General features: G+C 72.1%; 10 protein-coding genes. 2 read left to right on the forward strand and 8 right to left on the reverse strand.

Annotated features, from left to right (window positions below):
* Positions 1–7: 7 nt before the first annotated feature.
* From AB0N04_RS06685 to AB0N04_RS06695, 3 genes are all read right to left on the reverse strand, one after another.
* Positions 8–982 carry an amino acid ABC transporter permease gene (locus tag AB0N04_RS06685; protein WP_360204454.1) on the reverse strand — a complete coding sequence of 325 codons (975 nt, stop codon included), beginning with the start codon at positions 980–982 and terminating at the stop codon, positions 8–10.
* Between the two features lie 34 nt (positions 983–1,016).
* On the reverse strand, positions 1,017–1,952 hold the full coding sequence (locus tag AB0N04_RS06690) for an ABC transporter substrate-binding protein (RefSeq protein ID WP_360204457.1): 936 nt from the start codon (positions 1,950–1,952) through the stop codon (positions 1,017–1,019).
* A 415-nt stretch (positions 1,953–2,367) separates the two neighbouring features.
* Positions 2,368–3,300 (reverse strand): ABC transporter substrate-binding protein, encoded by a 933-nt coding sequence (locus AB0N04_RS06695; protein WP_360204461.1) that lies wholly within the window; start codon positions 3,298–3,300, stop codon positions 2,368–2,370.
* Positions 3,301–3,879: 579 nt separating this feature from the next.
* Between AB0N04_RS06695 and AB0N04_RS06700 the strand changes: the two genes are divergently transcribed.
* Both AB0N04_RS06700 and AB0N04_RS06705 read left to right on the forward strand, forming a co-directional pair.
* Entirely contained in the window at positions 3,880–5,076 is a 1,197-nt protein-coding gene (locus tag AB0N04_RS06700) for an NADP-dependent malic enzyme (RefSeq protein ID WP_360204464.1), read from the forward strand.
* A gap of 131 nt (positions 5,077–5,207) precedes the next feature.
* The gene (locus tag AB0N04_RS06705; protein WP_360204467.1) at positions 5,208–6,170 is read left to right on the forward strand and encodes a zinc-binding dehydrogenase; all 963 of its coding nucleotides are present in this window, start codon (positions 5,208–5,210) and stop codon (positions 6,168–6,170) included.
* A gap of 144 nt (positions 6,171–6,314) precedes the next feature.
* Here AB0N04_RS06705 and AB0N04_RS06710 read toward each other — a convergent pair whose 3' ends face one another.
* From AB0N04_RS06710 to AB0N04_RS06730, 5 genes are all read right to left on the reverse strand, one after another.
* On the reverse strand, positions 6,315–7,352 hold the full coding sequence (locus AB0N04_RS06710) for a PadR family transcriptional regulator (RefSeq protein WP_360204469.1): 1,038 nt from the start codon (positions 7,350–7,352) through the stop codon (positions 6,315–6,317).
* Between the two features lies 1 nt (position 7,353).
* Positions 7,354–8,262: a DUF4097 family beta strand repeat-containing protein gene (locus tag AB0N04_RS06715; protein ID WP_360204472.1), complete on the reverse strand. Its 909-nt coding sequence runs from the start codon at positions 8,260–8,262 to the stop codon at positions 7,354–7,356.
* Positions 8,263–8,518: 256 nt separating this feature from the next.
* On the reverse strand, positions 8,519–8,698 hold the full coding sequence (locus AB0N04_RS06720) for a DUF6104 family protein (protein WP_360204474.1): 180 nt from the start codon (positions 8,696–8,698) through the stop codon (positions 8,519–8,521).
* A 47-nt stretch (positions 8,699–8,745) separates the two neighbouring features.
* Positions 8,746–10,761, reverse strand: a complete 2,016-nt coding sequence (locus tag AB0N04_RS06725; protein ID WP_360204477.1) for a serine/threonine-protein kinase — start codon at positions 10,759–10,761, stop codon at positions 8,746–8,748.
* A 261-nt stretch (positions 10,762–11,022) separates the two neighbouring features.
* Positions 11,023–14,754, reverse strand: coding sequence for a multifunctional oxoglutarate decarboxylase/oxoglutarate dehydrogenase thiamine pyrophosphate-binding subunit/dihydrolipoyllysine-residue succinyltransferase subunit (locus AB0N04_RS06730; RefSeq protein ID WP_360204479.1), 3,732 nt, complete (start codon positions 14,752–14,754; stop codon positions 11,023–11,025).
* Positions 14,755–14,760: the final 6 nt, after the last annotated feature.

Here is a 14,760-nt window from a genome sequence, read left to right on the forward strand (position 1 = left end):
AGATCGGTCATGCGTGACCACCTCCCTCGAGCCCCGGGACGACGTCGTGCTCGGTCTTCGGCGCGGGCTTGCCGCGGAAGAGGCCGCGCACGCGCTGGAGCGGGGTCGGCGGCAGCGTCCTGCTGGTACCCCGAGCGTAGTACCGCTCGACGTAGTACTGCCCGACGGTCAGCACGGAGGTCAGGAAGAGGTACCAGAGGCTGACGGTGATCAGCAGCGGGATGGTCTGGAAGGTGCGCGAGTAGATGTTCTGCCCGGCCCGGAACAGCTCCTCCAGCGCGATGACGCTGACCAGCGAGGTGGTCTTGAGCATCGAGATGGTCTCGTTGCCGGTCGGCGGGATGATCACCCGCATGGCCTGCGGCAGGACGATCCGGCGCATGGTCGCGAACCGGCTCATGCCGAGCGCGTGGGCCGCCTCGGTCTGCCCCTCGTCCACCGACTGGATGCCGCCGCGGACGATCTCCGCCATGTACGCGGCCTCGTTGAGGCCCAGGCCGAGCAGCGCCGCGGTGAAGACCGGGATCAGCGTGTTGGTCGACTCGGACCAGAACTCCGGGCCGAACGGGATGCCGATCGACAGCTTGGGCCAGAGCGCGCCCATGAAGTTCCAGAAGACCAGCTGGACCAGGACGGGGGTGCCGCGGAAGACCCAGATGTAGAACCACGCGGTGCCGGACAGCAGGGGGTTCGGCGACAGCCGCATCACCGCGAGGATGATGCCGCCGGCGACGCCCATCACCATGGACAGCGCGGTCAGTTCGAGGGTGACGCCCAGGCCGTGCAGGATGCTGGAGTCGAAGAGGTAGGTGTTGACGACGTCCCACTGGAAGGCGGGATTGAAGATCAGGGCGTGGAGCATCATGGCCGCGAGGACCGCGACGACGACGGCTCCGGCCCACCGGCCGGGGTGGCGGACCGGGACGGCCTTGAAGGTTTCGGGCCGTCCCGGGTGCGCCGTCCCCTGATCGGAATGGTTCACAGTGGCCTCAGGGGGGTGGGGAACTGGCGGAGGGTCAGCTGGTGGCGCCGTTGATCTGGGACTGGGTGATCGCGCCCGCCTGGACGCCCCACTTCTCGAGGATCTGCTTGTAGGTGCCGTCGTCCATCAGCGACTGGACGGCGCCCTGGACGGGCTTGGCGAGCGCGGAGCCCTTGGTCAGGACGATGCCGTACGGGGCCTTGCCCTCGACGGTGCCGAGCTGCTCCAGCTGGCCGTTGGTCTGCTTGATGGCGTAGTCGACGACCGGGGAGTCGGCCAGCATGACCTGGTCGCGGCCGGAGACCACGGCCTGGGTCACGTCGGTCTGCAGGTCGAACTTGTCGCCGTCGTTGGGCACCGGGGGCTTGCCGGCCTTGACGCACGCCGGGTTGATGACGTCCTTGATCTGGTCGGCCTGGGTGGTGCCGGTCTGGACGGCGACCTTCTTGCCGCAGAGGTCGTTGGCGTCGATCTTGTCCGGGTTGCCCTTCTTGACCGCCGCGCTGGTGCCCGCCGAGAAGTAGGTCACCATGTCGACGGTGGCCTCACGGTCCTTGTTGTCCGTGAAGGAGCTCATGCCCAGCTGGAACTTGTTGGCCTGGATGCCCGGGATGATCGCGGTGAACGGGGAGTTCTGGACCTCGACCTGGAGACCGAGCTTCTGGCCGATGGCGTTGGCCAGGTCGACGTCCATGCCGATGACCTTGCCCGAGGCGTCCTGGAACTCGTTGGGCGCGTAGGAGGCGTCGGCCGCGACGACGATCTTGCCCGAGGACTTCACGTCGGCCGGCAGCTGGGAGACCAGGGTGGGGTCGGCGGTGACCGCCTTGACCGAGGCGGACGCGTTGGCGCCGCTGCTGCCGGCCGAGGAGGACGAGCCGCTGCTGCCGCAGCCGGTCAGGACGAGGGAGACGGTGGCGGCAACCGCGCCGGCGGCGAGGAGCCGGGTGCGCTGGGTACGGGCGGTCATGAGGGGGATCTCCTCCTGAGGGAGAGGTCGGGCGGAGCGCGCCGCGGGGGCGGCACACCTGGGCAGCAGGCCGTACGGCGCTGTACGGGTGTATGTCGCTGTACGTCGTCGTACGTGCAGGGCCGGGTCGTGCAGTGCCCGGGCGGGGGGTACCGCCCGGGGTGGTACGAAGAACTGCATCCGCCACCCTCCGCCGAGGTGGACGTTGACCGAACCGCCTCGACCAGTGGCCGGCTCGATCCGAGATGGGGGGAATCCTGCCATCTGAGGACGGTCAGGTGGCCCTCATTCAGATCAAAATCGGATAACGAGGGCTCACACCGTCCGCTATTCGGACCGATTCCGGGCCCCTGTCACCCTGCGTATAAGTATGCAGATCCCCCTGCTTCTGGCCCGGAGGCCCGCCGCCCGAGGCTCAGATGCCGCCGTTGACCACCGCGTTCTGCGCCGCACCGGCGCTGACGTTCCACTTCCCGAGGATCTTGTCGTAGTCGCCGCTGCGGATCAGCTGGTCGACGGCCTTGGCCATCACGTCCCGCAGCGCGGTGTCGTCCTTGCGCAGCGCGATCCCGTACGGGTTGGAGGTGGACTGCCCGCCGGTCACCTCGAAGCGGTTGCCGCCGTCGGTGGTCTTCGCCGCGTAGGCCGCCACCGGGAAGTCGTTCACGCCGGCCGCGGCCGCGCCGGAGGCCACCTCGGCCAGCGCCTTGGCGTCGCTGTCGAACTTGCGGGTGGTGAGCTGGCGCCCGGTCCGGGCGCAGACGGCCACCTGGCGGGTGATGATCTCGTCCTGCGTGGTGCCCTGCTGCAGCGCGACCGTCCGGCCGCACAGGTCGTCCAGGTTCCGGATCCCCTTCGGGTTGCCCTTCGGGACGATGATCGAGGTGCCCGCGATGAAGTAGTCCACGAAGTCGACGCCGGGGTTGACCTGCTTGCCGTTGTCGTCCAGGCCCTCGCGGCGCTTGCGGATGTCGCTGATCGCGGACATCGCCATGTCGAACTGCTTGGCCTGCAGTCCGGGCACCAGCTTGTCGAACGGGGTGTCGACGATCTCGATCCGCACGTCCAGGATCTTGCCGAGCGCGTTGGCTATGTCCGGGTCGAGGCCGTCCGGCTTGCCGTCCGAGCCGCGGAACTCGACCGGGGCGTAGTTGACGTCCATGCCGATCCGCAGCACCCCGGCGGAGCGCTGCGCCTTCGGCAGCTTGCCGCGGATGTCCTGGACCGGATCGCTCGCCGCGGCGGCCTGCCCGCCGTCGTCGCAGCCGGTCAGCAGCAGGGCTCCGGCGGTGGCCAGTGCGACGCAGGCGGCGACCTGGCGGCGGCGGGGGAGGGGGAGGTGGTGCATGAGGGGGCTCCTGTGGGAGTGACGTGCGGCCGCCACGGTGACTCGTGGGTGTACGCGAAATGGCGGACAAGCGATCCTGCCATCCCGCCCTGCCGGGCCCGGCGGCGGGTGTGTCAGAATTCGGTACCGGGTGACCCCCGAACGCTCGAACCAGACCGCCGAGTCCCGACAGGCTCGGGGTGTCCGGGAACGGAAGTCACGACGTGGCTCCGTATCCGGGACACCGGCTCCCCTTCGCGTCTGCGTTCACTCCTGCGGGTGCGCGTGCGCCATCGCCGTTGCCGCCGCCGGAGCCCGTCGCTTCCGACGCCGGGCCCCTGTGACGCGACAGCTCGGCGATGAACTGCACGTGACGAGGACGAAAAGGCATAGGTGCGATGCCTTTGTCCGACCTACGCTCGGCCGCAAGCACAACGCGGACAGACAAGACCCATAAACCCTCATCCGAGGGCGCCGCCCGACGCAGCGCCCCGACCCACCCCCCGGGTCCGCTTCGGCGTACCCGGTTTCCGGTTTCCGGAGGGGTCGTCCCGCCCGTCGGCCGCGCACCCTCGCCAGAACAATGACGAAGAGGTCATCGTGGCAGCGGAGATCATCAGCAGCAGCACCCAGGACACCGACGATCCGGTCGACGCGGTCTTCGCGCTCCACCGCGGCGGCAAGATGGAGATCCGGGCGACCGTCCCGGTGCGCGACGCGGACGACCTGTCCCTCGCCTACACCCCCGGTGTCGCCCGCGTCTGCACGGCCATCGCCGAGCAGCCGGAGCTGGTCAACGACTACACCTGGAAGTCCAACACCGTCGCCGTGGTCACCGACGGCACCGCGGTGCTGGGTCTGGGCGACATCGGCCCGGAGGCCTCCCTGCCCGTGATGGAGGGCAAGGCCATCCTGTTCAAGCAGTTCGGCGGCGTGGACGCGGTGCCGATCGCGCTCGCCTGCACCGAGGTCGACGAGATCGTCGAGACCGTGGTCCGGCTGGCGCCCTCCTTCGGCGGCGTCAACCTGGAGGACATCTCCGCCCCCCGCTGCTTCGAGATCGAGCGCCGCCTCCAGGACGCCCTGGACATCCCGATCTTCCACGACGACCAGCACGGCACCGCGATCGTCACCACCGCCGCCCTGTGGAACGCGGCCAAGGTGACCGGCCGCGAGATCGGCTCGCTGCGGGCCGTCATCTCCGGCGCGGGCGCGGCCGGCATCGCGATCGCCAAGATGCTGGTCGCGGCCGGCATCGGCGACGTCGCGGTCTGCGACCGCAAGGGCGTGGTGTACGAGGGCCGCGGCGACCTCACCGACGTCAAGGCCGAGATCGCCGAGCAGACCAACCGCACCGGGCAGAAGGGCTCGCTGGCCGACGCGCTGGCCGGCGCCGACGTGTTCATCGGCGTCTCCGGCGGCACCGTGCCGGAGGAGGTCGTCGCGACCATGGCCGAGGGCGCGTTCGTCTTCGCGATGGCCAACCCCAACCCGGAGATCCACCCCGAGGTGGCCCACAAGTACGCGGCGGTCGTCGCCACCGGGCGCAGCGACTTCCCGAACCAGATCAACAACGTGCTGGCCTTCCCCGGCATCTTCGCCGGCGCCCTGCAGGTGCGGGCCAGCCGGATCACCGAGGGCATGAAGCTGGCCGCCGCCAAGGCGCTGGCCGGTGTCGTCGCCGACGAGCTGACCCCGCAGAAGGTCATCCCCTCGCCGTTCGACGAGCGGGTCGCCCCGGCGGTCACCAAGGCCGTCGCCGAGGCCGCCCGCGCCGAGGGCGTGGCCCGGATCTGACGCGGCCGGGGGAGCGCACCGGTCCGCCGGGAGCGCTCCCCCGCCTCTTCGGGCGGGGCCGCCGAAGCCGGGACGCGCGTCACACCCGTGCGTGGTTCCCGGCCCCGGCCGTCGCCGCTATCGTCCGGGACATGTTTGCTGCCTACGCCGCACGTATCGACGCCGCCGACCCGCTGAGCGGACTGGAGTTGGGCGAACTCCCCGAGCCGCAGGCCCGCCCCGGCTGGAGCGTGGTCACGGTCAGGGCCGCCAGCCTGAACCACCACGACCTGTGGTCGCTGCGCGGCGTCGGCCTGCCCGCCGAGAAGCTGCCGATGATCCTCGGGTGCGACGCCGCCGGCGTCGACGAGCACGGCAACGAGGTGGTCCTGCACTCGGTGATCGGCCAGTCCGGCCACGGGGTGGGCCCCGACGAGCCCCGGTCCATCCTGACCGAGCGCTACCAGGGCACCTTCGCCCAGAAGGTGGCCGTCCCCACCTGGAACCTGCTGCCCAAGCCCGCCGGGCTGACCTTCGAGCAGGCCGCCTGCCTGCCCACCGCCTGGCTGACGGCGTACCGCATGCTGTTCACCAACGCCGGGGTCCGCCCGGGCGACACCGTCCTGGTGCAGGGCGCCGGCGGCGGGGTCTCGACCGCGCTGATCGCCCTCGGCAAGGCCGCGGGGCTGCGGGTCTGGGTCACCGGCCGGGACGAGGCCAAGCGCGGGCGCGCCGTGGAGCTCGGGGCCGACGCCGCCTTCGAGAGCGGCGCCCGGCTGCCCGAGCGGGTGGACGCGGTGATGGAGACGGTCGGCGCGGCGACCTGGTCGCACTCGGTGAAGTCGCTGCGGCCGGGCGGCACCATCGTCATCTCGGGTGCCACCTCCGGCGCCAACCCGAGCGCCACCGAGCTGAACCGGATCTTCTTCCTGGAGCTCAAGGTGGTCGGCTCGACGATGGGCACCAAGGAGGAGCTGGCCGGGCTGCTCTCGCTCTGCGCCACCACCGGCGTCCGGCCGGTGATCGACTCGGTGCTGCCGCTGGCCGAGGCCCGGGACGGCTTCGCGCGGCTCGCCAAGGGCGACGTCTTCGGCAAGATCGTGCTGACGCCCTGACGCCCTGACGCCCTGACGCCCTGACGCCCTGACTGGCCGGCCCACCGGCCGCCCGGCGTCCCGGTGGCCCGGACACGGCCCGGCCCGGCGCCCTCGGGAAGAGGGGCCGGGCCCGGGTCCGTCCGCGGCGGCCGAGCGGCCGGCTCAGCCGAGCAGCCGCTTCAGCCGCTCGCCGGCCGTGCCCAGCACCGAGCTCGCCTCGGCCAGCGCGTCGCCGTCCACGCCGCCGTCCCGGGCCGCGTCGCGGACCTGGTCGCGGAAGCGGTCGAGCAGTCGCTCCAGCTCGCGGGCCGGGTCGCCGGCCGGGTCGGTGCGCGCCCAGGACGGCAGGTCCTCGGGGGCGGTCGGAGCGGCGTCCTCGTCCAGGTCGATCCGGGTGACGGTGACCCGCTCGGCCGGCTCGTCGGCCGGGTGGCCCCAGCGGGCCGCGTCGGCCAGCCCGGACAGGCCCTTGGTCAGCTCGGACAGGCCCTCGGCCAGGCCGGTGGGCCAGTCGCCCTTGGCGGCGTGCTCGCGCACCTGCTGCTCGACCCGGCGCTTGATCCGCAGCGCCTCCTGCTGCGCGGCCGTCCGGGCGGCCTTGGACTGCTCGCGCAGCCGGCGGGCCTCCGCCTCCGCGGCCTTCGCCTTGGCCTTGGCGGCCTTCTCCTGCTCCCGGGCGCGCTTGGCCTGGTCCTTGGCCTGCCGCTTGAACTGGGCGAACTCCTCCTTGGCGCGCTGCCAGGCCTCGTTGTCGCCCCAGGGCCCGGCCCACGGGTCCCCGCCGTCGGTCTTCTCGGAGCGGTCCGGCCGGGGCGCCTGCTTGGCGGCCTGCCAGAGCTCCTCGCGCAGGTCCTTGGCGCTGTCCCGGACGTCCTCGCGGATCGCGCCGGCGGCGAGCTGGGCCACCGAGTCGCGGATCTCCAGCTCCAGTTCGTCCAGCTCGCCCTGGCGGGCCTCCAGCTCGGCGCGTCCCGCGTCGCTCAGCCGGTAGACCTTGCGGCCGCCCTCGGTGCTGTGGGCGACCAGGCCCTCCTGCTCCAGCTTGGCGAGCCGCGGGTAGACCGTCCCGGCGGAGGGGGCGTACAGGCCCTGGAAGCGCTCCTCCAGCAGGCGGATCACCTCGTAGCCGTGCCGGGGCGCCTCGTCCAGCAGCTTCAGCAGGTACAACCGGAGCCGGCCGTGGCCGAACACGGGGGTCATCTCAGGCCTCCTTGGTGAGGTCGGGCTTGCCGGGGCCGGCCGGGAGCTCCTTGGTGACGGCCGGCGCGTCGTCCTCCGGGTCGGGGCGGCGCAGCACGGTGACGGCACCGGAGACGGTGGTGACGGCGAGGCTGCCGCGGCCGTCGCCGAGCTGGCCGGACAGCCGCTTGGCGCCCCAGGTGCTGCTCACCTTGAGGCCGTCGAAGGTGCTGGAGAGGTCGCCGCTGGTGGAGCCGGCCTCGACCTTGGCGTCGGCCAGCGAGGGGATCCGGATCGCGACCGGGCCGGAGACGGTGGTGACCTTGACGTCGGCCGGGTTGGCGACGTCCAGGTCCAGGGTGACGGCGCCGGTGACCGAGTTGGCCTGCACCCGCTCGGCGGTGCCGGCGACGACGGTGAGCCGCCCGGAGACGGTGTTGACCTTGAGCTGGCCGGCCACCGACTGGGCGTCCACGTCGCCGGTGACGGTGTTGGCGTCGGTGCGGCCGGTCAGCCCGGCGAGGGTGGTGTCGCCGCTGGCGCTCTGCACCGAGACGTGCCCGGTGATCCCGGAGACGGTGACGCCGGCCGAGACGGTGCCGACCTTGACCTCGGCCTCGGCCGGGACGGTGAGGGTGACGCCGGCGATCCGCTTGCGCTTGAAGGAGCTGAAGAGGCCCTTGACCGCGTCGACGCTCTTCAGCCGCTCGCCGAACTCGCTCCAGCTGTTGATGTCCTGGTAGGTGACGGTGAGGACGCCGTCCACCAGCGTCACGTGCAGCGGCTCGCCCTGGAGCTCGGTGACCTCCAGGCGGGCCGGGCCCTCGGCGGCCACCACGTTCACCGTGCCGTCGATGATCCGCACGTGCAGCGCGCGGACCGCCTCGTCGAGGGTGATCCTCTCGGGTCCGTCGACCGTCCACTGGCTCATCTCTGCCGCCTCCCGTCGTGGATCGCGATGTATCGCGTTCTCTTCTAAAGACGATATATCGCGTTGCGGGGAAGTCAAGGGCGTCCGACCCCGGTCCCGCCCCCGAGACGACCCGGAGCCGCCCCCTAGGGCCCGCGGCCCGGGAGCCGCCGGCAGGGAGCCGCCGGGCGGACCCCGGGCGGGAACGCCGGAGGCCCGGGAGGCGGTTGCCTCCCGGGCCTCTCGGCTCCGGCCACCGGGTCGTCGCGTCAGCCGGTCAGTCGTCGTCCTCGTCGTCGAGCCGGGCCAGCCAGGTGGCCAGCCGCTCGACCGGGATCTCGAAGTCCGGGTTGAGGTCGACGAACTCGCGCAGGCGCTCGGCCAGCCACTCGAAGGTGACCTCCTCGTCGCCGCGCCGGTTCTGCAGCTCCTCGATGCCGCGGTCGGTGAAGTACACGGTTCGCTCCGGTCAGATGGGGATTGACCCGGTCAGGATAGTCCGGGTCAGCTGGCCCGCCAGGTGCTGACGGTGAGCTTGGCGGCTCCGGTGGTCGGGTCCGCGGTCTCGATCGCGGCGACGGCGATGTTCCGGGTGACCCGGTCGCGGACGCAGAGCAGGCGGCCGGGGGCGACCCGGTTGTAGGAGAGGTCGGTGTCCGGCCGGGAGTCGATCGCGGCGGCGCACTGCTCGGCGGTCACCGAGGACTCGGTGATCACCGCGAAGTCCGAACGGTTGTCGCCGTAGCTGGTGAAGGCGTTGGCCTTGCTGCTGCCGCCGCCGACGTTGGTGACCCCGAGCCCCCACTTCAGGTCGTTGGAGCGCGGCACCACGGTGCCCGAGTCCAGGTCGATCCGGTAGGCGTCGGAGGAGTAGTCGGCGCCGGGGATGGCCAGCGACTTCTTGTCGAGCATCGGGGTGTAGCCGGCCGGCCGGGCCGGGGCCGAGACGGTGCCCTGGGCGGACTTCGAGGGGGCGGCCGTCACCGGCGCGCTGGAGGCGGTGGCGCCCGACCCGGTGCTCGACCCGGTGCCCGCGGCGGCGCTCGGGGAGGTGCCGCCGGTGGTGGCCGGCTGGGGAGCGGGCTGGGCCGGGGGCTGCTGGGAGGCGGTCGCGGCGGAGTCCTTCTTCTTGCCGTCGTCCAGCTTCTTCATCAGCACCACGCCGCCCGCCGTGCCGCCGACCGCCATCACCAGGGCGACGGTGAGCAGCACCTTCCAGGACACCCCGCCCTTGCGCCGGGGTGCGGGCTCCGGCTCGGCGGCCGGCGGGTCCGTGAAGGCGGGCGCGGGCGGCGGGGTGTCGTGGCCCGCGGGCTCCTGGCGCAGCTGCACGGTGGGCGGCGCGGACAGCACCGGGGCGGTCGGCGTCTCGGTGGGCTGCTGCGGGGCGCCGTAAGCCCCGAGCGGGGGCGGCGCGAAGCCCGGCGGCGGGCCGGCCGGCTGCTGCGGCGAGGGCGGCGGGGTCAAGGTCAGCGCGGTCGCCGGGTGGGTCGGCGCGCCGAGCGGCGGCGGGGGCGCGGTGGGCGCCGCGGCCGGTGCGGGCGGCGGGGTGGCGGGCGCGGCCGGCAGCGGGGTGGGCGGGGTCTTCGGGAGGTCCGAGCGGCGGGTGATCTCGGTGTTGACCTGCCGCGGCAGCCAGTCGTCGCCGAACCGGAGCTGGCCGCCGACCTCCGGGTGGTTGCGGGCGACCTGGATGATCTCGGCGGGCGTCGGGCGGTCCTCCGGGGACTTCGCCAGGCAGCGCTGGACCAGCTCGCGCAGGTCCGCGGGGACGCCCGACAGGTCGGCCTCCTCGTGCACCACCCGGTAGAGCACCGCGGTGTCCGGGCCGTCGCCGAAGGGCGCGGTGCCGCCGGCCACGTACGCGGCCAGCGCGCCGAGCGCGAAGACGTCGGTGGCGGGGGTCACCGCGCGGCCCTGGGCCTGCTCGGGGGACATGAAGGCGGGGGAGCCGATCCGGTAGCCGGTACCGGTCAGCGCGGTGGCGTCGGCGGCCCGGGCGATGCCGAAGTCGATCACCCGCGGGCCGTCGCCGGCGACCAGCACGTTGGCGGGCTTGAGGTCGCGGTGGACCACCTCGACGCTGTGGATCGCCTGCAGCGCCTCGGCGATGCCGCCCATCAGCAGCAGCACGGTGCGGACCGGCAGCGCGCCGTTCTCCCGGACCACCTGCTGCAGGGACGGGCCCGGGACGTAGGCGGTGACCAGCCAGGGGGCGTCCGAGTCCAGCCCGCCGGAGTCGATCACCTGCGCGGTGTAGAGGCCGTGGATCCGCTGCGCGTTGCTGACCTCCTGCGCGAAGCGGCGGCGGAACTCGCCGTCCTCGGCGAACTCCGGGCGGACCACCTTGAGCGCGACCGGGCGCCCGCCCGGCGTGTAGGACAGGTAGACCCGGCCCATGCCGCCGGCGCCGAGCCGGGCGAACAGCCGGTAGCCGCCGACCTCCCGGGGGTCGTCGGGGAGGAGGGGCTGGAAGACCGGCGGGAGCTTGCTGGCGTCCCGCGGCGTGTCGGCGGTCATGTGGTGATCCCCCTGGGAGTGCGGTGAGGTCGTACGGCCGGTGCCGGGGGCGCGGACGGGCGCCCGGGCGGCGGACCGGCGAGGCATAACCTATCGATCCGTCAGGTGGGCGTGCAGCGAGGCCCCGGATTGGTTGCAGAGCTGCGACCTTGACATGGCACCACCGTGAACCCGGGGCAGCCGGGAACGCCCGCGGCCCCCGTCCTCCGGTGGGGAGGGCGGGGGCCGCGGGCGTCAGGCGTCAGGGCCTCGACCGGTCGCTCAGAGCGAGTAGACCTCTTCGATCAGGGCCTGCTGCTCGGCGGCGTGCCGCTTGGCCGAGCCGACCGCCGGGGACGAGGCCGTCGTGCGGGCGACGCGGCGCAGGCGGGAGCCGCCGGCGCTGCGGCCGATGACGACCTGCAGGTGGTCGACCAGGTTCATCGCGATGAACGGCCAGGCACCCTGGTTGTCCGGCTCCTCCTGCGCCCAGACGAACTGGACGTCGTCGCCGTAGCGGGCCAGCTCCTCCTGGAGCTCGGCCACCGGCAGCGGGTAGAGCCGCTCGACCCGGACGATCGCGGTGTCGGTGACGCCGCGCTCGGTGCGGGCCGCCTCCAGGTCGTAGTAGAACTTGCCGGCCGTGATGACGACCTTGCGGACCTGCGCCGGGTCGACGGTGGTGTCGCCGATGACCGGGCGGAACGAGCCGGACAGGAACTCCTCGGTGGCACTCGCCGCGGCCTTGAGACGCAGCATCGACTTCGGGGTGAAGACGACCAGCGGCTTGTGGTGCGGGTTGTGCGCCTGCCAGCGCAGCAGGTGGAAGTAGTTCGACGGCAGGGTCGGCATGGCGACCGTCATGTTGTTCTGCGCGCACAGCTGCAGGAAGCGCTCCGGGCGGGCGGACGAGTGGTCCGGGCCCTGGCCCTCGTAGCCGTGCGGCAGCAGCAGGGTGACGCCGGAGTGCTGGCCCCACTTCTGCTCGGCGGAGGCGATGTACTCGTCCACCATGGTCTGCGCGCCGTTGACGAAGTCGCCGAACTGCGCCTCCCACATGACCAGCGCGTTCGGGCGGGTCAGCGAGTAGCCGTACTCGAAGCCCATGGCCGCGTACTCCGACAGCAGGCTGTCGTAGACGGTGTAGCGGGCCTGGTCCTCGGTGAGGTACTGCAGCGGGGTGTAGTCCTCGCCGGTCTTGCGGTCGATCAGGACGGCGTGCCGCTGGCCGAAGGTGCCGCGGCGGCTGTCCTGGCCGGCCAGGCGGACCGGGTGGCCCTCCATGAGCAGCGAGCCGATGGCGAGGGTCTCGCCCGTCGCCCAGTCGATGGTGTTGTCCTCGACCGAGCTGGCGCGGCGCTGCAGCTGCGGCAGCAGGCGCGGGTGGACGGTCAGCCAGTCCGGCAGGTTGACCTGGGAGGCGGCGATCCGCTTGACCATCTCCTGGGAGATGCCGGTCTGGATGTTGACCGGGAAGTCGGCGACGGGCTTGCCGTTGGTGGTGCCGGCCGGCGCCTGGGCCGCGTCGCGGACCTCGGCGAAGACCTTCTCCAGCTGGCCCTGGAAGTCCTGGAGCGCCTGCTCCGCCTCTTCCATGGTGATGTCGCCGCGACCGATCAGGCCCTCGGTGTACAGCTTGCGCACCGAGCGCTTCTTGTCGATCAGGTCGTACATCAGCGGCTGGGTGAACGACGGGTTGTCGGCCTCGTTGTGACCGCGGCGGCGGTAGCAGATGAGGTCGATCACCACGTCCTTGTGGAACTCCTGGCGGAACTCGAAGGCGAGCCGCGCGACGCGGACCACGGCCTCCGGGTCGTCGCCGTTCACGTGGAAGATCGGGGCCTCGATCATGCGGGCCACGTCGGTGCAGTACATCGAGGAGCGCGAGGACGCCGGGGCGGCGGTGAAGCCGACCTGGTTGTTCACCACGACGTGCACGGTGCCGCCGGTGCGGTAGCCGCGCAGCTGCGACATGTTCAGGGTCTCCGCGACGACGCCCTGGCCGGCGAAGGCCGCGTCGCCGTGGATCTGGATCGGCAGCACCGGGAAGGTGGTGCCGCCCTGGTCCAGGATGTCCTGCTTGGCGCGGGCGATACCCTCGACGACCGGGTCCACGGCCTCCAGGTGGGAGGGGTTCGCGGCGAGCGAGACCTTGATGGTCTCGCCGTCCAGGCCGGTGAAGGTGCCCTCGGCGCCCAGGTGGTACTTGACGTCGCCGGAGCCGTGCATCGACTTCGGGTCGAGGTTGCCCTCGAACTCGCCGAAGATCTTGCCGTACGGCTTGCCGACGATGTTGGCCAGCACGTTGAGGCGGCCGCGGTGGGCCATGCCGATGACGGCCTCGTCGAGGCGGTGCTCGGCGGCGGCGTCGATGGTCGCGTCCAGCAGCGCGATCAGCGACTCACCGCCCTCCAGGGAGAAGCGCTTCTGCCCGACGTACTTCGTCTGCAGGAAGGTCTCGAAGGCCTCGGCGGAGTTCAGGCGGCGGAGGATCCGCAGCTGCTCCTCGCGCTCGGGCTTGGCGTACGGCTTCTCCAGGCGGTCCTGCAGCCACTTGCGCTGCTTCGGGTCCTGGATGTGCATGTACTCGATGCCGACCGTGCGGCAGTAGGTGTTGCGCAGCAGGCCGAGGATGTCGCGGAGCTTCATCATCTTCTGGCCGCCGAAGCCGCCGACCGCGAACTCGCGCTCCAGGTCCCACAGGGTGAGGCCGTGCTGGACGACGTCCAGGTCGGGGTGCTTGCGCTGCTTGTACTCCAGCGGGTCGGTGTCGGCCATGAGGTGGCCGCGGACCCGGTAGGAGTGGATCAGCTCCATGACGCGCGCGGTCTTGTTGACCTCGTCGTCGTGGGTGGTGGCGACGTCGGTGGCCCAGCGGACGGGCTCGTACGGGATCCGCAGCGACTCGAAGATCTCGTCGTAGAAGCCGTTCTCGCCGAGCAGCAGGCGGTGGATCTCGCGCAGGAACTCGCCGGACGCCGCACCCTGGATGACGCGGTGGTCGTAGGTCGAGGTCAGCGTCATGATCTTGGAGACGCCGAGGCGGGCCAGGGTCTCCGGGGCGGAGCCCTGGAACTCGGCCGGGTACTCCATGGCGCCGACGCCGACGATGGTGCCCTGGTTCTGCATCAGGCGCGGCACGGAGTGCACGGTGCCGATGCCGCCGGGGTTGGTCAGCGAGACCGTGACGCCGGTGAAGTCGTCCATGGTCAGCTTGTTGGCGCGGGCCCGGCGGACGATGTCCTCGTAGGCCTGCCAGAAGCCGAAGAAGTCGAGGGTCTCGGCCTTCTTGATGGCCGCGACGACGAGCTGGCGGTCGCCGTTCGGCTTGACCAGGTCGATGGCCAGGCCGAGGTTGATGTGCTCGGGCTTGACCAGGTAGGCCTTGCCGTCCTCCACCTTGTAGCTGTGGTTCATCCCCGGGCTGGCCTTGATGGCCTGGACCAGGGCGTAGCCGATCAGGTGGGTGAAGGAGACCTTGCCGCCGCGGGCGCGCTGCAGGTGGTTGTTGATGACGATGCGGTTGTCGATCAACAGCTTCGCGGGCACCGCGCGGACCGAGGTCGCGGTCGGCACCTCCAGCGAGGCGTCCATGTTGGTGGCGACGGCCTTCGCCGGGCCGCGCAGCTGGACGAGCTCGGGGCCGGCCGGCGCGGCCGCGGCGGGCGCGGCCGGGGCGGCCTTGGGGGCCGGCGGCGCGGCGGGGGCCGCGGCGAGCGGCACGGGGGCCGGGGCCGGCGCGGCCGGAGCGGCGGCGGGTGCGGCCGGTGCGGCAGCAGCGGGCGCGGGGGCAGCGGCAGGGGTCGGCGTGGGGCCGGCCTGGGTCGCGGCCTGGGTCACTGGGGTCACCTCGGTACCGGGCTTGTAGTCGGCGAAAAAGTCCCACCAGGCTCGGTCGACCGAGTTCGGGTCCTGGAGGTACTGCTGGTAGATCTCATCGACGAGCCACTCATTGGGGCCGAAGCCAGTGGAGCTTGCCGAGCTATTGGGGGTTTCAGGGGACTGTGGCGACACGGCGGC

The sequence above is a fragment of the Kitasatospora sp. NPDC051702 genome (assembly GCF_040681575.1).
Lineage (GTDB): Bacteria > Actinomycetota > Actinomycetes > Streptomycetales > Streptomycetaceae > Kitasatospora.